The organism is Nocardioides perillae (genome assembly GCF_013409425.1).
GTDB lineage: Bacteria > Actinomycetota > Actinomycetes > Propionibacteriales > Nocardioidaceae > Nocardioides > Nocardioides perillae.
The window spans coordinates 1,573,072-1,596,502 of sequence record NZ_JACCAC010000001.1 but is presented as its reverse complement, the minus strand read 5'-3'; the positions used below and the strand labels follow the sequence as shown (position 1 = coordinate 1,596,502).

The 23,431-nt window shown below is 75.0% G+C and carries 21 protein-coding genes; 15 read left to right on the top strand and 6 right to left on the bottom strand.

Annotated features, from left to right (window positions below; all coding sequences use genetic code 11):
- Window positions 1-25 precede the first annotated feature (25 nt).
- On the bottom strand, window positions 26-1,246 hold the full coding sequence (locus BJ989_RS07385; RefSeq protein WP_179517649.1) for a SpoIID/LytB domain-containing protein: 1,221 nt from the start codon (window positions 1,244-1,246) through the stop codon (window positions 26-28).
- 134 nt (window positions 1,247-1,380) lie between these two features.
- On the opposite strand from BJ989_RS07385, the gene BJ989_RS07380 reads away from it, so the two are divergent.
- A complete protein-coding gene (locus BJ989_RS07380; RefSeq protein WP_179517648.1) occupies window positions 1,381-2,268 on the top strand; it encodes a hypothetical protein in 888 nt (295 codons plus the stop codon).
- Here the strand turns inward: BJ989_RS07380 and BJ989_RS07375 are convergent.
- Window positions 2,265-3,659, bottom strand: a complete 1,395-nt coding sequence (locus BJ989_RS07375; protein WP_179517647.1) for an NAD(P)H-quinone dehydrogenase — start codon at window positions 3,657-3,659, stop codon at window positions 2,265-2,267. The genes BJ989_RS07380 and BJ989_RS07375 overlap by 4 nt on opposite strands.
- A 29-nt stretch (window positions 3,660-3,688) precedes the next feature.
- Window positions 3,689-5,095, bottom strand: a complete 1,407-nt coding sequence (gene lpdA, locus BJ989_RS07370; RefSeq protein WP_179517646.1) for a dihydrolipoyl dehydrogenase — start codon at window positions 5,093-5,095, stop codon at window positions 3,689-3,691.
- Between the two features lie 24 nt (window positions 5,096-5,119).
- On the opposite strand from lpdA, the gene BJ989_RS07365 reads away from it, so the two are divergent.
- Genes BJ989_RS07365 through BJ989_RS07355 form a run of 3 tightly spaced genes read left to right on the top strand, consistent with a single transcriptional unit; the run spans window position 5,120 to window position 7,826 of the window.
- Window positions 5,120-5,941 (top strand): purine-nucleoside phosphorylase, encoded by an 822-nt coding sequence (locus BJ989_RS07365; RefSeq protein WP_179517645.1) that lies wholly within the window; start codon window positions 5,120-5,122, stop codon window positions 5,939-5,941.
- Window position 5,942: 1 nt separating this feature from the next.
- A complete protein-coding gene (locus tag BJ989_RS07360) occupies window positions 5,943-6,746 on the top strand; it encodes an NAD-dependent epimerase/dehydratase family protein (RefSeq protein WP_179517644.1) in 804 nt (267 codons plus the stop codon).
- Window positions 6,747-6,785: 39 nt separating this feature from the next.
- On the top strand, window positions 6,786-7,826 hold the full coding sequence (locus BJ989_RS07355) for an aldo/keto reductase (RefSeq protein WP_179517643.1): 1,041 nt from the start codon (window positions 6,786-6,788) through the stop codon (window positions 7,824-7,826).
- Window positions 7,827-7,850: 24 nt separating this feature from the next.
- Here BJ989_RS07355 and BJ989_RS07350 read toward each other — a convergent pair whose 3' ends face one another.
- Window positions 7,851-9,947 (bottom strand): VldE C-terminal domain-containing protein, encoded by a 2,097-nt coding sequence (locus BJ989_RS07350; protein ID WP_179517642.1) that lies wholly within the window; start codon window positions 9,945-9,947, stop codon window positions 7,851-7,853.
- Between the two features lie 105 nt (window positions 9,948-10,052).
- Between BJ989_RS07350 and BJ989_RS07345 the strand changes: the two genes are divergently transcribed.
- From BJ989_RS07345 to BJ989_RS07335, 3 genes are read left to right on the top strand one after another with little or no spacing between them, the layout of a single operon-like run.
- Entirely contained in the window at window positions 10,053-11,747 is a 1,695-nt protein-coding gene (locus BJ989_RS07345; RefSeq protein ID WP_179517641.1) for a phospho-sugar mutase, read from the top strand.
- A gap of 7 nt (window positions 11,748-11,754) precedes the next feature.
- Window positions 11,755-12,105 (top strand): YnfA family protein, encoded by a 351-nt coding sequence (locus BJ989_RS07340; RefSeq protein WP_343049165.1) that lies wholly within the window; start codon window positions 11,755-11,757, stop codon window positions 12,103-12,105.
- 55 nt (window positions 12,106-12,160) lie between these two features.
- Window positions 12,161-12,562, top strand: a complete 402-nt coding sequence (locus tag BJ989_RS07335) for a VOC family protein (protein ID WP_179517639.1) — start codon at window positions 12,161-12,163, stop codon at window positions 12,560-12,562.
- A 699-nt stretch (window positions 12,563-13,261) separates the two neighbouring features.
- Here the strand turns inward: BJ989_RS07335 and BJ989_RS07330 are convergent.
- Complete coding sequence (locus BJ989_RS07330) at window positions 13,262-13,906, bottom strand: hypothetical protein (protein ID WP_179517638.1); 645 nt, start codon at window positions 13,904-13,906, stop codon at window positions 13,262-13,264.
- 137 nt (window positions 13,907-14,043) lie between these two features.
- Between BJ989_RS07330 and deoC the strand changes: the two genes are divergently transcribed.
- The 7 genes from deoC to BJ989_RS07295 all read left to right on the top strand — a co-directional run bounded on the left by deoC (window position 14,044) and on the right by BJ989_RS07295 (window position 21,779).
- Window positions 14,044-15,018, top strand: coding sequence for a deoxyribose-phosphate aldolase (deoC, locus tag BJ989_RS07325; RefSeq protein WP_179517637.1), 975 nt, complete (start codon window positions 14,044-14,046; stop codon window positions 15,016-15,018).
- A gap of 14 nt (window positions 15,019-15,032) precedes the next feature.
- Window positions 15,033-16,478 (top strand): aldehyde dehydrogenase family protein, encoded by a 1,446-nt coding sequence (locus tag BJ989_RS07320; protein ID WP_179517636.1) that lies wholly within the window; start codon window positions 15,033-15,035, stop codon window positions 16,476-16,478.
- Window positions 16,475-17,371: an aldehyde dehydrogenase family protein gene (locus BJ989_RS07315; RefSeq protein WP_179517635.1), complete on the top strand. Its 897-nt coding sequence runs from the start codon at window positions 16,475-16,477 to the stop codon at window positions 17,369-17,371. The genes BJ989_RS07320 and BJ989_RS07315 overlap by 4 nt, the downstream gene beginning before the upstream one ends.
- A gap of 82 nt (window positions 17,372-17,453) precedes the next feature.
- A complete protein-coding gene (locus BJ989_RS07310; RefSeq protein ID WP_179517634.1) occupies window positions 17,454-17,762 on the top strand; it encodes a hypothetical protein in 309 nt (102 codons plus the stop codon).
- Window positions 17,763-17,765: 3 nt separating this feature from the next.
- Window positions 17,766-19,904 (top strand): WXG100 family type VII secretion target, encoded by a 2,139-nt coding sequence (locus tag BJ989_RS07305; protein WP_179517633.1) that lies wholly within the window; start codon window positions 17,766-17,768, stop codon window positions 19,902-19,904.
- 14 nt (window positions 19,905-19,918) lie between these two features.
- A complete protein-coding gene (locus tag BJ989_RS07300; RefSeq protein ID WP_179517632.1) occupies window positions 19,919-20,578 on the top strand; it encodes a hypothetical protein in 660 nt (219 codons plus the stop codon).
- Between the two features lie 70 nt (window positions 20,579-20,648).
- Complete coding sequence (locus BJ989_RS07295) at window positions 20,649-21,779, top strand: hypothetical protein (protein WP_179517631.1); 1,131 nt, start codon at window positions 20,649-20,651, stop codon at window positions 21,777-21,779.
- A 21-nt stretch (window positions 21,780-21,800) separates the two neighbouring features.
- Here BJ989_RS07295 and BJ989_RS07290 read toward each other — a convergent pair whose 3' ends face one another.
- Window positions 21,801-22,922, bottom strand: coding sequence for an adenosine deaminase (locus BJ989_RS07290; RefSeq protein WP_179517630.1), 1,122 nt, complete (start codon window positions 22,920-22,922; stop codon window positions 21,801-21,803).
- 56 nt (window positions 22,923-22,978) lie between these two features.
- Between BJ989_RS07290 and BJ989_RS07285 the strand changes: the two genes are divergently transcribed.
- Entirely contained in the window at window positions 22,979-23,431 is a 453-nt protein-coding gene (locus BJ989_RS07285; protein ID WP_179517629.1) for a MaoC family dehydratase, read from the top strand.

Below are 23,431 nucleotides of genomic sequence, written 5' to 3'. Positions count from 1 at the left end.
GGTCAGGAATCCGGGCGGACGACCCTCAGCGGCGGGACACGGCGAAGGTGAACCAGCTCGAGCGCAGTCCCAGCGCGCGCCGTAGGTCGTCACCGTTCACCGTCACGGAGCCGCGTGAGCCGGTCAGCGTCAGCCGCCACACCCGACCACCCCACTCGCCGCCGCCCTCGCGCTCCGTGATCCGCAACGAGCGCAGGTCGCCGATCCGGGGGTAGGCGGCCTCGAGGCGGGCGTCGGTGACGCGCAGCGACCAGTCGTGGACGGGGTTGCCGGACCACCCGTCGTACGGGTCCTCCTGGGAGGTGAGGTAGGGCACCGAGCCGGCGGAGGTCCAGCCGCCGCTGCTGGAGGAGAACTGCGTGAAGGCCGGGCGGCCGTCGGCCAGCAGTGCGGTGCCCCGCGTGGCGCGGACCGCGGCGTCGCTCGCCGGGTGCTCGGCGGAGGCGCCGCCGTAGACCTGGCAGCTCGTCGTGTCGCAGACCTGGTAGTGCGAGGCGCGCGGGTGGGCCCGCTCGTAGGCCGCGTAGGTGCGGGCCGCGACCGCCTGCGCCTGCACCGCGGCGGGGTGCCACGAGGCCGGCACCTCGAGCGGCACGACCCCGCGCAGGTAGGTCTCCAGCGCCACGACGTTGACGGTGTCGCGGGCCCGGCCACCGCCGCTCGGCGCGGCCGAGCGCAGCCGTCCGCGGTAGGCGGTGTCACCGCTCGGCGTCACGAGGGTCACGGGCGCGCCGCCGGCGTGGAACTCCGCCGGCCCCGGCAGCGCGCGCAGCTTGCGCCAGCGGTCGCGCAGGTAGGCCAGCCCGGTCGCACCCGTGCGGTCGACCTGGAGCCGCCACCGGGTCGCGCCGTTGTCGGGCAGGGTCAGCACCTCGCCGGTGCCGAGCACGCGCACCTTGAGCCCCGGCCGCGCGTGGACCACGACGTCGTCGGTGGTGTCACGCGAGACGAGCACCGCGATCGTGCCGCCGACGCTCCCCACGGTCGTGCCGGGGTAGTAGAAGGCCAGGATCTCCCGCGCGCTGAGCCCCTGCCGCGCGGCGCCGTGCGCGCCGTACTGCGACATCCCGTGGCCGTGGCCGAAGCCGTGGCCGCGCAGGGTGATCCACGCCGACGCCGGCACGGTCCACGACTGGTCCACCCGCTTCGCCTCGGCGGGCGTCGCCACGAGCACCCCGGCCAGCGGGAGGGCCGCGGCGAGGGCGGTGGCGAGCAGGCGTCGCAGGACGGAGGAGGGGGTGCGCACGGGGCTCCGGGGGGTCGTGTGGCAGGAGTGACGCAGCGAGTCGACCACGGCACGGGTGGGGCCGCCACCGCTTCTCGTGAACCACACGACTGGAATTCGCCGGGCCCGCCCGGGGCCCTGCCTAGGCTGAGACCGTGGACACGCTCGTGGTGCTGGCCCTCGTCGCCGTCGTCGTCGTCGCCGTGGTGCAGGCGCGGAAGGCGGCGGAGCGCCGCCGGGTCGAGGAGCGGCGCCTCGCGGAGGTCGCGGCCTCGCGGCGCCTGGCCGACGACGACACGACCCGCTTCGGCGAGGAGCTGCAGGAGCTGCACTGGGAGACCCTCACCGACCGCCTCGACCCGGCGATGCGCCAGGACTACCAGCGCGCCCTCGACTCCTACGAGGCCGCCAAGGACCTGCTGCGCGACGCGACCACCGCCGAGCAGGTCCGCGGCGCCACCACGGCGCTCGAGGACGGCCGGCACGCCCTCGCGTGCGTCCTGGCCCGCCGCGACGGCCGGCCGGTGCCCGTGCGACGCCCGCCGTGCTTCTTCGACCCCGCCCACGGCCCCGCCGAGGACGACGCCGGCTGGGCCCCGCCCGGCGGCACCCGCCGCGTGGTGCCGGTCTGCCGCGCGGACGCCGCCCGGCTCGCGGTCGGTGCCGAGCCGGCCACCCGGCAGGTGCGCCGCGGCGACCGGATGGTGCCGTGGTGGGAGGGCGGACCGGCGTACGGCGCGTGGGCCGGTGGCTTCTACGGCGGCTACGCCCTGGCCGGGGTCTTCCCCGCCTTCATCCTCGGCAGCATGCTCGCCGCGTCGGTCGACCCCGGCGCGGAGTACGCCGACGCGGGCGCGCTCGAGGGCGCCGACGGCGGCGACGCCGACTGGGGCGGCGACCCCGGCGGCGTCCAGGACGACCCGACCGCGGGCCTGGGCGAGTCGGGGGACTTCGGGGGCGGCGACTGGGGCGGTGGCGGCGACGTCGGCGGCGACGACTTCGGCGGCGGCGACTTCGGCGGCGGCGACTTCGGGGGCTTCTAGCCCACCCGGTGCAGGCGGCGGGCCGCCTCGGCGATCGACCCGCTCATCGAGGGGTAGACCGTGAAGACCTGCGCCAGCTGGTCGGCGGTGAGCGACTCCGCGACCGCGATCGCGACCGGGTGGATCAGCTCCGAGGCCCGCGGGCCCACCACGATGCCGCCGACCACGATGCCGGTGCCGGGGCGGCAGATCAGCTTCACGAAGCCGTCGTGCACCCCCTGCATCTTGGCGCGCGGGTTGGTGCCGAGCGGCAGCTGCACGACCTCGGCCTCCACCTCGCCGGCGTCGACGGCCTGCTGGGTCCAGCCGACCGTGGCGATCTCGGGGGCGGTGAACACGTTGGAGGAGACCTTCTTGAGGTCCAGCGGGTGCACGGTGTCGCCGAGGAAGTGCCACATCGCGATGCGGCCCTGCATGGCCGCGACCGAGGCGAGCATGAGGACGCCGGTGCAGTCGCCCGCGGCGTAGACGCCCCGGGCCGTCGTGCGGGACACCCGGTCCACGCCGACGAAGCCGCCCTCCTTCAGCGCCACCCCGGCCTCCTCGAGGCCGAGGCCGTCGGTGTTGGGCACCGACCCGAGCGCGAGGATGCAGTGGGTGCCCTCGACGCTGCGGCCGTCGGTGAGGCGCACCGTCACGGTGTCGCCGTCGCGGGTGACCGACTCCATCCGCGACCTCGACAGCACGTTCATGCCCCGGCGCTTCGAGACCTCCTCGAGCACGCGCGAGGCGTCGACGTCCTCGCCGGGCAGGACCCGGTCGCGCGAGCTGACCAGGGTCACCTCGACGCCGAGCGCGAGGTAGGCGGAGGCGAACTCGGCGCCGGTGACGCCGGAGCCCACCACGATGAGGTGGCCGGGCACCTCGGTGAGGTCGTAGAGCTGCTCCCAGGTGAGGATGCGCTCGCCGTCGGGCTGCGCGGTGGGCAGCGTGCGCGGCGAGGCGCCCGTCGCGACCAGCACGGCGTCGGCCGTGAGCGTCTCCTCGCCCCCGTCGGCCGCGGTGACCACGACGCGCTCGGGCCCGTCGAGGCGCCCCAGTCCGCGGACCAGGCGCACGCCGTCGCGGTCGAGGCGGCGGTGGATGTCGGCCGACTGGTCGGCGGCGAGCTGCTTCACCCGGGCGTTGACCCGCGACAGGTCGACGCGCACGGAGGTGGCCGCGTCGCCCTGGTGGTCGGAGGAGACCACGCCGAGCTCGTAGGAGCCCTGCACCTCGGTCATGACCTCGGCGGTGGCGATGAGGGTCTTGCTGGGCACGCAGTCGGTGAGGACCGCGGAGCCGCCGAGGCCGTCGCGGTCGACCACGGTCACCTCGGCACCGAGCTGGGCGGCCACGAGGGCCGCCTCGTAGCCACCAGGACCGCCGCCGACGATGACGACCTTGTTCACTGCGGTGCTCCCCGAGGGTCGAGTGCGGGTCAGAGGTTGATCATGTGGCCGGCGATGCCGTGCACCGCTTCCTTCACGGCCTCCGACAGCGTCGGGTGGGCGAAGACGTTGCGCGCCACCTCGTCGGCCGTCAGGTCCCACTTCTGCGCCAGCGTCAGCACGGGCAGCTGCTCGGTGACGTCGGGGCCGATCATGTGCGCGCCGAGCAGCTCCTTGTGCTGCTTGTCGGCCACGACCTTGACGAAGCCGACGGCCTCGCCGAGGCCCTGGGCCTTGCCGTTGGCCGAGAACGGGAAGGTCGCGGTGACCACGTCGTAGCCCTTGTCCCTGGCCTGCTGCTCGGAGTAGCCGAAGGAGCCGATCTGGGGCTGGCAGTAGGTCGCGCGCGGGACGAAGTCGAACTCGACCGGCATCGTCTCGGCGCCGGCGATGACCTCGGCCGCCACGATGCCCATCGCCTCGGCGACGTGGGCCAGCATCATCTTGCCGGTGACGTCGCCGATCGCGTAGACACCGTCGACGTTGGTGCGGCCGTACTCGTCGACCGCGATCGCGCCGCGGTCGGTGAGCTCGACGCCGGTGGCCTCGAGGCCGTAGCCCTCCAGGCGGGGCGCGAAGCCGATGGCCTGCATGACCTTGTCGGTCTCGAGCACCTCGGTCCGGCCGTCCTTGCTGACGGTGACCTTGACCTTGTCGCCGGTGTCCTCGATGGACTCGACCTTCGTCGAGAGCATCACCTTCACGCCGAGCTTCTTGTAGTGCTTGAGCAGCTCCTTCGAGACGTCGGCGTCCTCGGTGGGCACCATCCGGTCGAGGAACTCCACGATCGTCACGTCGACGCCGAAGTTCTTCATCACGTAGGCGAACTCGACACCGATGGCGCCGGAGCCGGCGATGACGATCGAGCCGGGCAGCTCGCTGTCGAGGATCTGCTCCTCGTAGGTCACCACGCGCTCGGAGAGCTGGGTGCCGGGGATCAGCCGGGTCTGCGCGCCCGCGGCGATGATCAGGTTGTCGCAGGTGTAGGACGTGACCTGGCCGTCGGCGCCCTTGACGTCGATGCCCTGCTTGCCGTCCTTGCCCCCGGTCAGGGTGCCCCACCCGTCGATCTCGGTGACCTTGTTCTTCTTCATCAGGTAGTGGACGCCCTTGACGATGCCGGCGCTCACCTGGCGGCTGCGGGCGTGCGTCGCGCCGAACTCCATCGTCGCGTCGCCCACGATGCCGAACTTGTCCTTCTCGTGCTGCAGCACGTGGGCGAGCTCGGCGTTGCGCAGCAGCGCCTTCGAGGGGATGCAGCCGACGTTGAGGCAGACCCCGCCCCAGTACTTGTCCTCCACCACGGCCGCCTTCAGGCCGAGCTGCGAGGCGCGGATCGCGGCGACGTAGCCGCCGGGTCCGGCGCCGAGGACGAGGACGTCGAAGTGCGTGGTCACGAGGACCAGCCTAGGCTCCCGGCCGTGACCGCACACCACAGCCCCACGCCGTACGACGACGCCCGCGCCGCAGCCGAGCGGCTGGCCGAGCTGACGGGCGTGGCGCAGCACGACGTCGCGCTCGTGCTGGGCTCCGGCTGGCTGCCCGCGGTCGACGCGCTGGGTGAGGCCACGGCCGAGTCCACCGTGGAGATCGCGACCACCGACCTGCCCGGCTTCCCACCCGCGGCGGTCGCCGGTCACAGCGGGCGCATCCGCAGCGTGCAGGCGGGCGAGAAGCGGCTGCTGGTGTTCCTCAGCCGCACCCACTACTACGAGGGCCACGGCGTGGACCGGGTGGTGCACGGCGTGCGCACGGCGGCCGCGGCGGGGTGCCGCACGATCGTGCTGACCAACGGCTGCGGCGGCCTGCGCGAGACCTGGTCACCCGGCACGCCGGTGCTCATCAGCGACCACGTCAACCTCACCGGCCGCTCCCCGATCGTCGGGGCGAACTTCGTCGACCTGACCGACCTCTACTCGCGCCGGCTGCGCGCGCTGTGCCGCGAGGTCGAGCCCGACCTCGACGAGGCCGTCTACGTGCAGTTCCCGGGCCCGCACTACGAGACGCCGGCGGAGATCGCGATGGTGCGCGCGATCGGCGGCGAGCTGGTCGGCATGAGCACGACCCTCGAGGCGATCGCCGCCCGCGAGGCGGGCATGGAGGTGCTCGGCATCAGCCTGGTCACCAACCTCGCCGCCGGCATCACCGGTGAGCCGCTGGACCACGCTGAGGTGCTGGAGGCCGGCCGGGCCGCGGCCTCCCGGATGGGCGCGCTGCTCGGCGCCGTCGTGCCGAGGATCTGACGTGCGGGTCCTGGTCACCGGCGCCGCCGGGAGCATCGGCCGCACGGTCGTCCCCGCCCTCCTCGACGCGGGCCACGAGGTGGTCGCGCTCGACCGGGTGCCGCCGCCCGCGGGCGGCGACCTGCCGTGGCACGCCGTCGACTGCGCCGACCCCGACGCCGTGGCGGCCGTCTTCGCCGAGGAGGCGCTCGACGCCGTGCTGCACCTGGCCGGGCACCCCGACGAGGCGAGCCTGCCGGACTCGCTGGCCTCCCACGTGCACACCACGGCCGCGCTGCTCGACGCGATGGTGGAGCACCGGGTGACCCGCCTGGTCTACGCCTCCTCCAACCACGCCGTGGGTCGCACGCCGCGGCCCGACGACGGCGTCGTGACCGCTGACGCCCTGCCCCGCCCCGACACCTACTACGGGGTGGGCAAGGTGGCGGCGGAGGCCCTCATGCGGCTCTTCGCCGACCGCCACGGGCTCGACGTCGTCGCCTGCCGCATCGGCTCCTTCCTCGAGCGGCCCACCACGACGCGGCAGCTGGCCACCTGGCTCTCGCCCGACGACTGCGTGCGGATGGTGCTCGCCGCCCTCACCGCCCCGGCCCCCGGCTTCGCCGTGCTCTACGGCATCTCGGCCAACACCCGCGCGTGGTGGGACCTCGCGCCCGGGCGGGCCCTCGGCTACGACCCTCGAGACGACGCCGAGGCGCACGCCGCCGAGGTCGCCGCCCGACCGGAGGACGCGGCCGAGACCGCGGTCGTCGGTGGTCCGTTCGCCGGACCGGCGTTCTACCGTCCGGCCCTCGACCGGGCCTGACGCGCCCGACGGCTTGGCTGGCCGCGCGAGGGTGGGGTCATGAGCGAGCAGCCCTCCCCCACCCTGCCCCCCGTCCCGACCCGCACCCTCGGCACCGGCGACGCCGCCCTCGACGTCTCGGCGCTCGGGCTGGGCTGCATGGGGATGTCGGAGTTCTACGGCACGCCCGACGAGGAGGGCGGGCTGGCCACGATCCGCCGGGCGCTCGACCTGGGCGTCACGTTCCTCGACACCGCCGACATGTACGGCCCGTTCACCAACGAGCGGCTGGTCGGCCGGGCGGTCGCCGGGCGGCGTGACGAGGTGCAGCTGGCCACGAAGTTCGGCAACGAGCGCGCCGAGGACGGCACGCGCCTGGGCATCAACGGCCGCCCGGAGTACGTCCGCACCGCCTGCGACGCCTCGCTGCAGCGGCTCGGCGTGGACCACCTCGACCTCTACTACCAGCACCGCGTCGACAAGACGGTGCCGATCGAGGAGACCGTGGGCGCCATGGCCGAGCTGGTCGCCGCGGGCAAGGTGCGCCACCTCGGGCTCTCCGAGGCCTCGGCCGAGACGGTCCGCCGCGCCCACGCCGTCCACCCCATCACCGCGCTGCAGTCGGAGTGGTCGCTCTTCACGCGCGACCTCGAGGACACCGTGCTCCCGGTGCTGGTCGAGCTCGGCATCGGTCTGGTGCCCTACTCGCCGCTCGGGCGCGGTCTGCTCACCGGCGCGATCCGGGGTGACGCGGGCCTGGCGGTGGAGGCCGACTCGCGGCGCACGGCGTACTTCCCGCGCTTCCACGGCGAGGCGCTCGAGGCCAACCTGGTGCTGGTCGACCGGGTCGCCGCCCTCGCCGAGCAGCGCGGCTGCACCCCGGGCCAGCTCGCCCTGGCGTGGGTGCTGGCGCAGGGCCGCCGCCACGGGCTCGGCGTCGCGCCGATCCCCGGGACGAAGCGCGTGCGCTACCTCGAGGAGAACGTCGCGAGCCTCGCCGTCGAGCTCGACGACGCCGACCTCGACGCCCTCGAGGCGGCGGTGCCGGTCGGTGCCGTGGCGGGGGCGCGCTACGGCGACATGTCGTCGATCGACGCCTGACCCGGGTGCCTCGGGCCCGTCTCCTCAGGCGCGGCGCACCCGCACGGTCAGGCTCCCCTGGTCGTCGGCGCGGTCGGCGTCGAGGAAGGCCAGGGCCAGCGGCCCGTCCTTCGTCGTGGTGACGGTCGCGACGTAGGTGTGGGAGGACGAGCAGGTCTGCTCGCCGTCGGTGCGCCGCCAGTCGGGCGCGCGCCCGTCGACGTGGAGCTCGAGCACGTCCTGCCCGGTGGGCGAGGCCGGGTCGCGCACCCAGTCGTCACCCACGCGCACGCAGGTCGCGTCGGAGCGCAGGCCGCCGCCGTCGCGCACGTAGCCCGACACCTCGAGCCGCACGCGGGTGCCGCGGCGGAAGCGCGAGCCGGTGAGGGTGACCGGGCTGGACGCCGACACCTTCAGCTTCTCGTCCTTGCGGGTCCACGGCCAGCTGCCGGCCGGCTGCTCCCACGGCCCGACCGCCGTCGCCGGCAGCGGCGTGACCCGCTCGACGACCACGAGCAGGCCTCCGCGGTTGTCGCGAGCGCCCGGGGTCGGGTCGAAGGCCTGCAGGTGCAGGCGCCGCGACGTGGTCGGGGTCAGGGTCGTCGCGTGGGCGTGCGCGCTGCAGCCGTCGGGGTCCTCCGGCGGCGCGGTGCCGTCGAACGGCACGCCGTCGAGGTAGAGGTTGCCGTGGTCGGCGCCGGGGTCGTAGCGGTCGAGCGAGGCCTGCGGCCACCAGCGGCCGTCGGTGCCGGTCACGGTCGTGCACTGCCCGTCGGTCCACGTGTCGTCGGCGACCCGCAGCAGCCCCGTGACCGTCACGCGGTAGGTCACCCCCGCGTCGAGGCGCTGGCTGGTCCACGCCTCGGCGTCCTCGCCGTCGACGACCGCCGTGGTGCGCAGCAGGCCCGCGCCCGCTGCCGGCTCCTCGCGCGGGCCGGTCGGCGGCGCGACGGGAGCCGGGACGCTCGGCACGTGCCGGTCGACGGCGTAGCCGGCCCGGGTCACCGCGACCACGAGCGAGCCGCCGGCGGCCTGGGGCTGGTCGAGCGAGAGCTTCAGCGGGCCGGTCCACCGCGGCCGGTAGTAGGCCTGGTAGAGGTGCTTGCCGGTGCGGCAGGTCGTGCCGAAGGGCTTGGTGCCGCCCACGCGCAGGTCCAGCGCGCCGTACGCCGTGCGGGTCGCGGCGTCGAGCCCCGCCCGCCAGCCGCGGCCCGGCACCCACGAGCAGACCGCGTCGGCGACCTGGCTGGGCGCGGGCCCGTAGCGGGTGACGCCGTAGACCGCGATCTTGTAGCGGCGGCCCTTCTGCAGTGCGTAGCGGGTCTTGCGGGTCTCCCCCGCGCGCACCGGCGTCAGCATGGCGTCGGTGCGCGACAGGTCGAGCAGCGGGTACCTGCCGCCGGTGCCGCCGCCGGTGCCGGGCACCCAGGTGCCGTCGCCGGGGGCGTGACCGTCGTCGTCCGGGGTGGGCGTCGGGGTGGGCGTCGGGGTCGGGGTCGGGGTGGGCACGGTGGGGGCGACGCCGGTGAACCAGCTGGTCTGCGCGCGGGCGCCCGCCCACGACAGCGAGATGTGCACGTGGTCGCGGTGGCGCAGGGTGCGCGAGCAGCGCCTGAGCGTGCGGCAGGCGCTGTGGAGGTAGGGCCGGGGGGCGTAGCCGCGGGAGGAGGAGTAGATCCGGTCGTCCCAGATGAGGTACATGATCCCCATCCGGCGCCCGAGCGCGCCGACGTTGCCGGCGGCGTCGCCGGCGCGCACCCGGGTCAGGAAGGCGTTGGCGTAGCGCCGGTCACGCGGCTTGCGCACGTCGAGGCGCCAGTCGAAGGCACGGCCCTCCTTGTGCTCGGACTGCCCCCCGCTGCGGCAGGAGCGGCTGATGCCCGACGAGCCGCTGCCGGGGTAGGTGCGCTGGAGCCAGGCCGCGAGTCGCAGGGTGCCCTTCTTCGCGGCGGGCGAGCAGGTGCGCTGCGGCTCGTAGTCCGGGAAGTCCTCGATCGGCAGCACCGCCGCGGCCGGCGCCGGAGCCGCGAGGTCGACCGCCAGGCCGGCCGCCCCGAGGCCCAGCGCACCTGCCACGACGGCGAGCACGGCCACGACAGCGGTGAGCGGGCGGGCAGCGCGGGGCGGGGCCAGGGACGGCATGGCGTCACGGTCGGCGTCCTCGCGGGCAACTTGAGCCGTCGTCGGTGTGTCGCCGGCAGCCTCACCCCGAGGGGTGGGAGCCGACCGTCGCGCTAGCGTGCGGCCATGTCCTCCGACCGGCCCACCGACCAGCCGACCGCCCAGCCCGCGGACCTGCTCGCCCAGGCCCGTGCCTGGCTGGCGGAGGACCCCGACCCGGCGACCCGCGCCGAGCTGGAGCAGGTGGTCGCGGCGGTCGAGGCCGGCGACGTGGCGGCCCGGGCCGACCTGGCCGACCGGTTCGACGGCACGCTCGATTTCGGCACCGCCGGGCTGCGGGGCCGCCTCGGGGCCGGCCCGAACCGGATGAACCGCGTGGTCGTGCTGCGCGCGGCGGCCGGGCTCGCGGCGCACCTCCGCGACGGCGGGGCAGGCGCGGGCGCCCGGGTGGTGATCGGCTACGACGCGCGGCACGGCAGCGAGACCTTCGCCCGCGACACGGCGCGCGTGGTGACCGGGGCGGGCCTGCAGGCGCTGCTGCTGCCGCGCCCGCTGCCGACGCCGGTGCTGGCGTACGCCGTGCGCGAGCTGGGTGCGGCGGCCGGCGTGATGGTGACCGCGAGCCACAACCCGCCGGAGGACAACGGCTACAAGGTCTACCTCGGCGACGGCAGCCAGATCGTGCCGCCCGCCGACGCGGAGATCGCCGCGCGGATCGCCGCGGTCGGGCCCCTCGACGCGCTGCCGCTGGGTCCTGAGGGCACCGTGCTCGACGAGTCGCTGCTCGACCGCTACCTCGACACCGTCGCGGAGCTCGCCGCCGACGGACCACGCGACCTGTCGGTGGTCTACACGCCGCTGCACGGCGTGGGCGGCACGGCCGTCGCGCAGGTGCTCGAGAGCGCCGGCTTCGCTGCGCCCGCGGTCGTGGCGCAGCAGGAGGAGCCGGACCCCGACTTCCCCACCGTCGCCTTCCCGAACCCCGAGGAGCCCGGGGCGATGGACCTCGCGCTGGCCCTGGCCGCCGAGCGCGGCGCGGACCTGGTCGTGGCCAACGACCCGGACGCCGACCGCTGCGCGGTCGCGGTGCCGGGGCCGCAGGGGTGGCGGGTGCTGCGCGGCGACGAGGTGGGCGTGCTGCTGGCGGCCCACCTGCTGCGCCGGGGCGCGCAGGGCACCTACGCCTGCTCGATCGTCTCCTCCACGCTGCTGGCCAAGGTGGCGGCCGCGGCCGGGCAGCCGCACGCCGAGACGCTGACCGGCTTCAAGTGGATCGCGCGCGTCGAGGGCCTCGCGTTCGGCTACGAGGAGGCGCTGGGCTACTGCGTCGACCCGGAGCACGTGAAGGACAAGGACGGCGTCTCGGCGCTGCTGCTGGTCTGCGAGCTCGCCGCCGAGGCGAAGGCCGCCGGCCGCACGCTGCAGGACCTGCTCGACGACCTGGCCCGCGAGCACGGGCTGCACGCCACCGACCAGCTCTCGGTGCGGGTCACCGACCTCGGGCTGATCACCGCGGCGATGGCGCGCCTGCGCGCGCAGCCGCCGACCGTGCTGGGCGGGCTCGACGTGGTCGGCGTCGACGACCTGGCGGAGGGGTCGGCCGACCTGCCACCCACCGAGGGCCTGCGCTACCGCCTCGACGACGGCGCGCGGGTGGTCGTGCGCCCGAGCGGCACCGAGCCGAAGGTGAAGTGCTACCTCGAGGTGGTCGTGCCGGTCGACCCCGACGGCGGCGACGGGGCCGTCGACGCCGCTCGCATCCACGCCGCGGGGCGCCTCGACGCGCTGAAGCGCGATGTGCGCGAGGCGGCCGGGCTGTGAGCGGCTCGTGACCGGGTCGACCGCCGACGTGCTCCGCTCGGTCCTGCTCTTCGGGCTCGCGGCCGTGCTCGAGATCGGCGGCGCCTGGCTGGTCTGGCAGGGCCTGCGCGAGCACCGCGGGCTCCTGTGGGTCGGCGCCGGCGCCGTCGCACTGGGGCTCTACGGCCTGGTCGCCACGCTCCAGCCGAGCGCGGAGTTCGGCCGCGTCCTCGCGGCGTACGGCGGGGTGTTCGTCGCCGGCTCGCTGCTGTGGGGCGTGCTCGTCGACGGCTTCCGCCCCGACCGCTTCGACCTCGCCGGCGCCGCCGTCTGCCTCCTCGGCGTCGCGGTGATCATGTACGCCCCGCGCGGCGCCTGAGCCACCCGCCGACCCCGACCTCGACCGGACGCCGCTGCCGCCCTACCGTCACCCCGTGACCGCACCCACGCCGTACCTCTGCCTCCCCGGGACCGCCCGCGCGGCCCTCGAGTTCTACGCGGACGTGTTCGGGGGTGAGGCGGTGGTGCACGACCTGGCGGAGTTCGGCCGCACCGACGGCCCGCCCGAGGCGGTCGCCCATGGCTACGTGGAGGGCGGTCCGGTCACGGTGTTCGCCTCCGACGCGGTCGGCGACGACGGGGCGTTCCGCAGCGACGGGCTGATGCTCGCACTCCTCGGCACGGCCGACTCAGCCACCCTGCACCGCTGGTTCGACGCGCTCGCCGAGGGCGGGCGCGTGGTCGACGCGCTGCAGCAGCGGCCCTGGGGCGCGAGCGACGGGCAGGTCGTGGACCGCTTCGGGCTGCACTGGCTCGTCGGCTACGAGCCCGCCTGACCCCCCTCCCCCCGGCGGGCCGCCGCCCGCGACCCGCGCGGCGAGCGCAGCGACGGCCACGGCTGCCTGCAGGTGGTGGCGACGCGTGGCCGCCGGATCGCCGCCCTCCAACCCGTGGTCGGCCGACGCCAGCTCGACCACCTCGACGTGGGGCGACGCAGGGGCGAAACCGACCCTCCACCACGGGTCCGCATCGCCGGCGACGACGACCGATGCGGCGGGGTAGGCCTCCAAGCAGGCGACCAGCGCGCGACTCTCCTCCTCCACGGGATGGTCACCCACCGCGCGGAGCACCGGGGTCAACCACGCCCCGGGGAGACCCCGGTCCGCCGCCCAGGGCGCAGCGAGGGTGCCGAGGGACTTGCCGACGAGCACCACGGGCAGGTCGAGAGGGAGCCCGCCTCCGGGTCCTGCCGCACCTGCGCCGTCGGCGGCCGCGCGCAGCAGCACCTCGGCCGCGGACTCGACGAACACCCGCGGCTCGGCCGGCAACCCGTCGAGCTCCCACTCCGCCTGCAGCACCGTCCACCCAGCCGTCGTCAGGGCCGTGGTGACGGTGTCGAGCAGCGGCCGTGAGCACGGGTACGCCCGTCCGGGCAGCATCAACGCCGTCCCCTGCGGGCGTGCGCCGTCCGGCTCGCGTCGCCGCACCCGCACCGCGATGCGCACCATCTCCTGACCGTAGGTCAGTCCTGACCCTCAGACCAGGAGCAGCGCGAGCACGACGAGCACCGCGGGCCCGACGACCGCGGCGACGGCAGGCCACGACCAGGTGCGCCGCACCTGGGAGGCCAGGGCGAGCTGCTCGTCGGAGAGCAGCGCGACGCCGTGGCGTCGGCGGGCGTCCGCGGCGGCCTGCGCGATGCGCTGCTCGACCAGGTCGGCCTCGCTCGTCGGGGCCGTGGCCCCACCGCCCGCGGCTGCGGTCGCACCACCGCCCGCCCCCGCGCCGGCCGCACCCCCGCGGCCGGAGCGCGCACCGACGACTGCGCGCAGCGTGCGCTGCACGGTGGTCGACACGTAGCGCCGCTCGCCGGCGAAGACCGCGAGGAAGCGGCTGACCACCGCCTTCTCGACCGCGGCGAGCGGGATCACCACCGTGCTCAGCATCCGGCGCAGGTGCAGCTCGTCGCCGTCGAGCTCGACGGCCGGGCGCACGTAGACGACCGTCGTGGCCCCCGCGGCGAGGAGCGCGAGCGCGGCCCCCACGAGGTCGGTGCGGCCGAGCCCGTCGGCGAGGGTGCCGACGAGCAGCGCCAGCGCGACGGCGTACCCGGCGAACGCCCACAGCCGGGTGCCGCTGCGCGGCAGCCGCTCGCGACCGCCGTCGGTGCGTGCCGCCATGCTCCGTGCCCTCCTCGTGACGTCCGGACGAGCGGCCCGCGCCCGCCCGTGACCGGCCCGTGACCCCGTCTCCACCTCGCCGTGACCCGGCGCCACGGGATTCCTCGGCGGCGCCGCGGCGAGCCTATGCTGCGCCGGTGACCAGCAACGCCACGACCACCGCGGGGCTCTCGGACGTCACGTCGTCCGACGCCGCGCTGCGCCGGTTCCTCCACGGCCTCCCGGGCGTCGACCAGGTCGGCGCCGAGGCCCGCGCCGCGGGGCTCGCCACGCGCTCGATCAAGACCACCGCCAAGGCCCACGCGATCGACCTCGCCGTGCGCATGGTCGACCTGACCACCCTCGAGGGCCAGGACACGCACGGCAAGGTGCGCGCGCTCGCCGCCAAGGCGCTGCGCCCCGACCCCACCGACGCCTCCTGCCCGCGCACCGCGGCGGTCTGCGTCTACCCCGACATGGTCACCACCGCCCGCGAGGTGCTCGGCGCCGACAGCGGCGTCGCCGTCGCCGCCGTCGCCACCGCCTTCCCGAGCGGGCGCGCCTCGATGGCCGTCAAGCTCGCCGACACCCGCGACGCGGTCGCGGCGGGCGCCGACGAGATCGACATGGTCATCGACCGCGGCGCCTTCCTGTCGGGCCGCTACCTGCAGGTCCACGACGAGATCGCCGCCGTGCGCGAGGCGTGCCGGCGCCCCGACGGCACCGAGGCCCACCTCAAGGTGATCTTCGAGACCGGCGAGCTGCAGACCTACGACAACGTGCGCCGCGTCTCATGGCTGGCGATGCTGGCCGGCGCCCACTTCATCAAGACCAGCACCGGCAAGGTGCAGCCCGCGGCGACGCTGCCCGTCACGCTCGTGATGCTCGAGGCGGTGCGCGACTGGCGCCGGGCGACGGGGCAGATGGTGGGCGTCAAGCCCGCCGGCGGCATCCGCACGACCAAGGACGCGCTGAAGTACCTCGTCGTGGTCAACGAGGTCGCCGGCACCGACTGGCTCGACCCGGCGTGGTTCCGCTTCGGCGCCTCGACGCTGCTCAACGACCTGCTCCTGCAGCGCCACAAGCTGCGCACCGGCCGCTACTCCGGCCCCGACTACGTCACCCTCGACTGAAGGCTGGAGACGAGATGCCCGAGCCCTTCGAGTACGCCCCCGCCCCCGAGTCGACCTCCGTCGTCGACCTGCGCCCCTCCTACGGCCTCTTCGTCGACGGCGACTTCCGCGACGGCGCCGGCGAGTCGTTCAAGACCGTCAACCCCGCCACCGAGGAGGTGCTCGCCGAGGTCGCCGAGGCGAGCGAGGCCGACGTCGACGCAGCGGTCGCCGCCGCCCGCCGCGCCTTCGAGGGCCCGTGGGGTCGCATGCCCGGCCGCGAGCGCGCGAAGTACCTCTTCCGCATCGCGCGGATCGTCCAGGAGCGCAGCCGCGAGCTGGCGGTGCTCGAGACCCTCGACAACGGCAAGCCGATCCGCGAGTCGCGTGACGTCGACGTGCCGACGGTCGCCGCGCACTTCTTCTACTACGCCGGCTGGGCCGACAAGCTCGACCACGCGGGCCTCGGCACCGACCCGCGCCCCCTCGGCGTGGCCGGCCAGGTCATCCCCTGGAACTTCCCGCTGATGATGCTGGCGTGGAAGGTCGCCCCGGCGCTGGCCTGCGGCAACACCGTCGTGCTCAAGCCGGCCGAGACCACGCCGCTCACCGCACTGCTCTTCGCCGAGATCTGCCAGCAGGCCGACCTGCCGCCGGGCGTCGTCAACGTCGTCACCGGCGCCGGTGCCACCGGCCGGGCCGTCGTCGCGCACCCCGGTGTCGACAAGGTCGCCTTCACCGGGTCGACCGAGGTCGGCAAGGCCATCGCCCGCGCGATCGCCGGCACCCCGAAGCGCTCCACCCTCGAGCTGGGCGGCAAGGCCGCCAACGTGGTCTTCGACGACGCCCCGCTCGACCAGGCCGTCGAGGGCATCGTCACGGGCATCTTCTTCAACCAGGGCCACGTCTGCTGCGCGGGCTCACGCCTTTTGGTGCAGGAGTCGGTGGCCGACGAGGTGCTCACGCGCCTCAAGGAGCGCATGGCCACACTGCGCCTCGGCGACCCGCTCGACAAGAACACCGACGTCGGCGCCATCAACTCCGCCGAGCAGCTGGCCCGCATCCGCGCGCTCAGCGAGGTCGGCCGCGAGGAGGGCGCCGAGGGCTGGTCGGCCGCCTGCGAGCTGCCCGAGCGCGGCTTCTGGTTCCCCCCGACCGTCTTCACCGGCGTCACGCAGGCCCACCGCATCGCCCGCGAGGAGATCTTCGGCCCGGTGCTGTCCGTGCTGACCTTCCGCACCCCGGCCGAGGCGGTCGAGAAGGCCAACAACACGCCGTACGGCCTGTCCGCCGGCGTGTGGACCGAGAAGGGCTCCCGCATCCTGTGGATGGCGCAGCAGCTGCGCGCCGGGGTCGTGTGGGCCAACACGTTCAACAAGTTCGACCCGACGAGCCCGTTCGGCGGCTACAAGGAGTCGGGCCACGGTCGCGAGGGTGGCCGCCACGGCCTCGCGGCGTACCTCCAGGAGGCCCAGCGGTGAGCAAGCGCGACGAGCAGGCGCGGGCCGAGGTCCGCAAGACCTACAAGCTCTACGTCGGCGGGGCCTTCCCCCGCTCGGAGTCGGGCCACTCCTACGTGGTGCAGGACCACGCGGGCGGCTTCCTCGCCAACGCCGCGCTCGCCTCGCGCAAGGACGCCCGCGACGCGGTGGTCGCCGCCCGCAAGGCCTTCCCCGGCTGGTCGGCGCGCACCGCCTACAACCGCGGCCAGGTGCTCTACCGCATCGCCGAGGTGCTCGAGGACCGCCGGCTGCAGTTCGTCGACGCGGTGCGCCGCGGCGAGGGCCTCTCCGAGCGCGACGCCGCGGCCGTCGTCGACGCCTCCGTCGACCGCCTGGTCTGGTACGCCGGGTGGACCGACAAGCTCGCCCAGGTCGTCGGCTCCGCCAACCCGGTCGCCGGCCCCTTCTTCAACCTCACCACCCCCGAGCCCACGGGCGTCGTCGCGGTGCTCGCGCCGCAGCGCTCCTCCCTGCTCGGCCTGGTCAGCACCGTGGCCCCCGTCGTCGCCACCGGCAACACCGCGGTCGTCGTGACGTCGTACGCCCGCCCGCTGCCGGCGGTGACCCTCGGCGAGGTCATGGCGACCAGCGACGTGCCGGGCGGCGTGGTCAACCTGCTCACCGGCTCGGCCGCGACGCTCGGGCCCTGGCTCGCCGCCCACATGGACGTCAACGCGGTCGACCTCGGCGGCGTCGTCGGGCTCGAGGGCGCCGAGCAGCTCGCGACCGACCTGGAGGTCGCGGCCGCCGACAACCTCAAGCGGGTGCGCCGCGCGCCGGCCAGCGAGCCCGACTGGAGGCTCGACCCCGGTCTGGAGCCGATGACCGCCTTCGTCGAGACCAAGACGGTCTGGCACCCGATCGGCGTCTGAGCCTGGTTTCGACCGGTCTCGGGCCGGGTAGTCACCCGGTCACCCGGGGGCGGTGGGCTCCCGGTGCGTCCCGAGGAGCAGCGTGGTCGACATCGCGATGGACCCCGAGGTGGCGGCGCCGATCGTCGAGCGCTTCGCCTCCCTGGCCGACGAGCTCGAGCAGGTGCGGTGGTCCTTCCTGACGCAGGCCACCGCGGTCGACAACGCCTGCGGCGAGTTCAGCGCCTCGGTCGCCGACGGCACCGACGGCTTCCAGGTGTCGTGGCGCTCGGCCGCCGACACCTGCGCCGTGACCGCCGGGCTGATCTCCGGCAACACCAACGTCTTCGACCTCGAGCTGCAGCGGCTCGACGCGGACCTCGCGCAGGTCCCCGACATCTCGGGAGGCTGAGCCGTGAGCGGGAAGCACTTCACCCTCGACGTCGACCCGGAGGGGCTGCGCACCGTCGCCGGCCGGCTCGGCGAGCTGGCACGCACCTTCGAGCGGCGCGGCACCCGCGCGAGCGCGACCCCCGGCGAGATCGACGGCCGGTGGCAGGGCGACGCCGCGACCGCCGTCACCGCCGAGATGTCCGCGCTGGGCGCGCACCTCACCGACTTCGGCACGCGCATGGGCGAGCTGCCCGAGGCGCTGCGCTCGCTGGCCCGCGACTACGAGGAGGCCCTCGACCGCCTGCCGGGGCTCAACCGCCGCTGGGAGGAGGCCGAGCAGGCCTACACCGACGCCGTGGGGGCGGCCGACAGCGCCCTGAGCACCGGGCGCGAGGAGGCCCGCGGCGACGACGGCCAGGTCAGCACCGAGGACCGTCAGGCCCTGCAGCGCACCCGCGACGACGCGGTCGAGGCGGCGCGCGACGCACGCCACCAGACGCAGTACTGGCTGGAGTACGAGTTCCACCACACCAAGGTCCACCTCGCCCAGCGCACCCGCGCGCTGGGCGAGGCGATGCGCGAGTCCGGTCCGCTCGACGTCACCGACGCCGAGATCGAGGCCTGGCGCAACGGCGAGGCCCCCCAGATCGACCGGTCACCGCTCTTCGACTCCCTCGTCCTGACCCGGCAGCGCGAGGTCGAGCTGGTCACCCCCGACGTCGAGCGCCGGGTCGAGGCGCTGCGCGACGCCCTCGACGAGGGCGACCAGCAGCAGGTGCAGGACGCCCTCGACGAGATCGCGGCCCACGCCGACGACCCCGTGTGGACCGAGGCGCTCGCCCGCCACCTCGGCCCGGAGGGCCTGCAGCAGCTCTACCTGGACATCGACCAGGGCCTCGTCGACTCCACCTTGTGGATCGAGGAGCTGTGGCCGTCGATGCAGGGCTTCAACGACGCGGTGGCCAACGGCGTCAGCCACTACCCCGACGACGACTTCGCGGCCTACCTCGAGACCTGGATGGAACAGGACTACGGCCCCAAGATGTGGGCGCTGCTCGCCTCCTCGGACTCCGCCGACGGGCGGATCAACGCGGCCGCCCTCAGCTACCACTCCGAGGTCTACAACCACTCGTTGTCCCACGCCGGCGGCATGCCCGGCCTGTTCCCGCAGGTCTTCCACTACGCCTACCCCGACACCGACCAGATGGAGCAGTGGGCCGACCGCTCCTCCGGCGACGACCTCGCCCGCATCGTCGAGCACGCCTCCGACGACCACCTGCGCGACCTGCTCTTCCGCATGCACAACGTGCAGACCGACGGCGGCACGATGGACGAGGACGACTACCGCCTCGTCGCCGAGCTCTGGGGGGAGACCGTCCAGGCGCTGCGGCAGCGCCACGCCGACCTGGCCCCGGGCGAGCCCTCGCCGCTCCCGGCCCTGATGAGGTTCCTCGAGGCGCGCAACGCCAACGCCGGCTCGCAGTACTGGGACCTGCTCCAGCCCTACGTCGAGGACGCGGTCAACGACCCGGTGCTGATGGCGCAGCTGCTCAAGGACGCCGCGAGCTCGCGCGGCGGCATCGACCCCAGCGACGTGCGCAAGCTCATCGACGACTCCGGCGTCGACGTCGAGGACGTCATCGCGGCCGTGATGCAGCACCAGCTCGAGCGCGGCGACTCGGCGGAGTCCGTCGCCCACAACATCGGCAACCTGCTGCGCGCCGACGACATCATCAGCGAGGACTTCCAGTGGGACAAGGTCGTGAAGTCCCTCATCGAGAGCGGCATCTCGGCGGCGGCGGCGAGGAACCCCGTCACCGCCGCCCTGAGCGGCCCGGTCATGGGGGTGCTCAACGGGGTGCTCGACGAGCTGAAGAGGATGGAGGAGCTGGACCAGGCGTGGGACGACGCTGCGGAGGAGAACGCCGCGCAGCAGGTGCTGGCGTTCACGCTCTACGTCCAGCACTACGGTGAGCCCGAGGGCTTCGAGGAGTTCGTGCGGACGCACGGGCCGGCCTACGAGGACGACGCCTCGCAGCTGGTCACCCGCTTCATCGACCAGATGCGCGACCAGAGCCGCGCCGGCGGCCAGACCGACCCGGAGTGGCTCGAGATGGAGCGACTGCTCAGCGCCATGAACACCGCCCGCGACGACCAGTGAGAGGCCGCCTCCCCGTGACCCGCCTGCACCCCGGACGCCTGCTGGCTGCGCTCGTCGTGCCCCTCCTGCTGGCCGGGTGCGGCGTCGAGGACGGCGCGGCGGCGGCGCTGGAGGACGACTCCTTCGCCGCGTGCCTGGACGCTGCTGGCGTCGGGGTGGACGACTCCGGCGACCGCGACGTCGAGGAGCAGCTCACCTTCTGGGCCGAGCCCGGCACGCTCGAGTGCGCCACCACCGACCTCGAGGGCGAGGCGCGCCGCGAAGCGCTGGCGGGCGCCTTCGCGGCCGACGCCGAGGGCGTCGACGACCTGCGGCAGCGGCAGTGGCAGGTGCTCGGCGACTGGGCGGCCCGCACGGCGGACGACGCCGGGGTCGAGGTGGCGCTGGAGCAGGCCGAGGTGCTGCTGTCCGGAATCGAGGTCGCGGACGACGGCGACGGCCAGGCGCGGCTCCGCGGCTACGCCGGGGCCGTCGTCTCGAGCGCGCTGCGCGCGACCGGGGGCCTCACGTCCTACGACGCCCACCTCGCCACCGAGCCCACCGTCCCGGACACCGTCGACGGCCAGGTCGCCTTCCTCGCCGAGGGACCGGGCTCCGGACCCGGCCGTCCTGACGAGGAGGAGTGGCGCCGCTTCGAGGCCCTGCGCGACGACCTCGTCGCCGCGGTGTCCTAGCGCCCCGGCAGGCTGCGCGGCCGGCACCACCGGCTGAACCTCCCTGACCGCGGTGCGGCACGATGTCCCGGTGCGCGCGCAGGTGGTCGTCCTCGCCGGGCCCTCGGGGGCCGGCAAGTCCCGCGTCGCCGCCCGGCTGGGGCTGCCCGTGCTGCGCCTCGACGACTTCTACCGCTCCGGCGGCGACCCTGCGCTCCCCCGCATCGCCGACGGGCCCAACGCCGGGCTCGTCGACTGGGACCACCCGGACTCGTGGCTGCGCGACGAGGCCCTCGCCGCACTCGACGAGCTGTGCCGCACCGGTGCGGTCGACGTGCCCGTCTACGAGCTCGCGAAGGACGGCCGCACCGGCTGGCAGCGGCTCGACCTGGGCGGGCACCGCACCGTCGTCGCCGAGGGCATCTTCGCCGCCGACGTGGTCGAGGAGTGCCGGGAGCGCGGCCTCCTGGCCGCCGCCGTCTGCGTCACCCAGCACCCCGCGGTCACCTTCTGGCGCCGCCTCACCCGCGACCTGCGCGAGCACCGCAAGCCCCCGCTGGTGCTGCTGCGCCGCGGCCTGGACCTCATGCGCCACCAGCGCGAGGTCGTCGCCGACGCCGTCGCCGTGGGGTGCGAGCCGATGACGGGCGACCAGGCCATCGCGCGGCTCGCACCGCTGGCGGCCGGCGCTGCGGTCCCCGGCGAGGGCTCCCCTGCTGCCGCGGCCGGCGACCTCCGGGCGCTCGAGGGCCTCGTGCAGCCCGACGGCTACACCTGCGGCGCGGCCACGGTGGTGGCCGCCCGCGCGCTGCGCGACCCGGCGTACGCCGCGTCGTTGCGGTCGCCGGGCCGCTGGCGGGCCGAGGTGCTCGCCGTCCACCGCGAGGTGCGCGGTCTCGTCGACCCGGTCGCCGGGCGCGCGGCGGTGCCGTGGCCCCGGCTGCTCGGCACGCCGCCGTGGGCCGTCGCGCGCCGGCTCACCGCCGCGACCGGTCGTCGGTGGCGCACCGCGCGCCCCCGCACCGCCGACCTGCGCGCCGCGCTCGACGCCGGCGCCCCGGTGCCGCTCTTCGTCGGCTCGCGGCTGCTGCCGCGCCACGTCGTGCTCGCGGTCGGTCTCGACGGGCGCGGCCCCGTCGTGTGGGACCCCGCCGTGGGGCGCACCCGCCCGCGCGGCGAGCTGCGCTGGCCAGTCACCTGGGCGGCGGTGCTCCCTCGCTGAGGCCGGGGCCCGCCGACCGGCTCACGCCTGCTCGGCCAGCAGCGCGGCGTACCCGGGCTTGACGACCTGCTCGATGAGCGCGAGCCGCTCGTCGAAGGGCAGGAAGGCGCTCTTGAGCGCGTTGACCGTGAACCACCGCAGGTCCTCGAGGCCGTAGCCGAACGTCTCGACCAGCGAGGTCATCTCGTCGGTCATCGAGGTGCCGCTCATGAGCCGGTTGTCGGTGTTGACGGTGACGCGGAAGCGCAGCCGGGTCAGCAGCCCGATCGGGTGCTCGGCCAGCGACGCCGCGGCGCCGGTCTGCAGGTTGGAGGCGGGGCACATCTCGAGGGGGATGCGGTTGTCGCGCACGTAGGCCGCGAGCCGGCCGAGCGTGACCGAGCCGTCGGGGGCGACCTCGACGTCGTCGACGATGCGCACACCGTGGCCGAGGCGGTCGGCGCCGCACCACTGGATAGCCTGCCAGATCGACGGCAGCCCGAAGGCCTCGCCGGCGTGGATGGTGAAGTGGGCGTTCTCGCGCTGGAGGTACTCGAAGGCGTCGAGGTGGCGGGTCGGCGGGTAGCCCGCCTCCGCGCCAGCGATGTCGAAGCCGGCGACGCCGCGGTCGCGCCACGCCACCGCGAGCTCGGCGATCTCCTGCGAGCGGGCCTGGTGGCGCATCGCGGTGAGCAGCTGGCGCACCACGACCGGCGAGCCCGCGGCCCGGGCCGCCTCGACCCCGGCGTCGACGCCCTCCTGCACGGCGGCGACGGTCTCGTCGAGCGACAGCCCGGCCTCCACGTGCTGCTCGGGGGCCCAGCGCAGCTCGGCGTAGACGACGCCGTCGGCCGCGAGGTCCTCGACCGCTTCACGGGCCACCCGGGCGAGCGCCTCGCGGGTCTGCATCACCCCCACGGTGTGCGCGAAGGTCTCGAGGTAGCGCTCCAGCGACCCCGAGTCGGCGGACTCGCGGAACCACCGCCCGAGGGCCGCGGCGTCGGCGGCGTCGTCGCCCGCCAGGGTCACGGGCAGCTCGTGACCGACCTCGCGGGCCAGCTCGAGCACCGTGCGGGGCCGCAGGCCGCCGTCGAGGTGGTCGTGCAGCAGCGCCTTCGGGGCACGGCGGACCTGGTCGCGGGTGGGGCCGGGACACGCGCTCATGCCGCTCATGCTGCCCCACCGCCGCAGGCCCGCCGGCGGGCGGTAGGTTGCGATCCATGCGCACCTTCACCACCCTCGACGAGGTCGCCGAGGCGGCCGGCCAGGAGCTCGGCACCAGCGAGTGGCTCGAGATCACCCAGGAGCGGGTCAACCTCTTCGCCGACGCCACCGACGACCACCAGTGGATCCACGTCGACCTCGAGCGGTCGGCTGCGGGGCCCTTCGGCGGCACCGTGGCGCACGGCTACCTCACGCTGTCGCTGCTGCCGCACCTCGGCTCGACGGTGTTCTCGCTGCAGACCCCGGGCGCCAAGCTCAACTACGGCCTCAACAAGGTGCGCTTCCCCGCGCCGGTCCTGGTGGGCAGCCGGGTGCGGGTGCACGTGACGCTCGGCGAGGTCACCGACCTGCCCACGGGCAAGCAGATGACGCTGCGCCACACCATCGAGGTCGAGGGTCAGGACAAGCCGGCCTGCGTCGCCGAGACCGTGGTGCTGCTGCTCCCCTGA

Bases quoted from the DNA above. Each gene is read 5' to 3' on its own strand.
- BJ989_RS07285 (WP_179517629.1), top strand. From the start codon at position 22,979: ATGCGCACCTTCACCACCCTCGACGAGGTCGCCGAGGCGGCCGGCCAG.
- BJ989_RS07330 (WP_179517638.1), bottom strand. From the start codon at position 13,906: ATGGCGGCACGCACCGACGGCGGTCGCGAGCGGCTGCCGCGCAGCGGC.
- BJ989_RS07350 (WP_179517642.1), bottom strand. From the start codon at position 9,947: ATGCCGTCCCTGGCCCCGCCCCGCGCTGCCCGCCCGCTCACCGCTGTC.
- BJ989_RS07355 (WP_179517643.1), top strand. From the start codon at position 6,786: ATGAGCGAGCAGCCCTCCCCCACCCTGCCCCCCGTCCCGACCCGCACC.
- BJ989_RS07320 (WP_179517636.1), top strand. From the start codon at position 15,033: ATGCCCGAGCCCTTCGAGTACGCCCCCGCCCCCGAGTCGACCTCCGTC.
- BJ989_RS07290 (WP_179517630.1), bottom strand. From the start codon at position 22,922: ATGAGCGCGTGTCCCGGCCCCACCCGCGACCAGGTCCGCCGTGCCCCG.
- BJ989_RS07345 (WP_179517641.1), top strand. From the start codon at position 10,053: ATGTCCTCCGACCGGCCCACCGACCAGCCGACCGCCCAGCCCGCGGAC.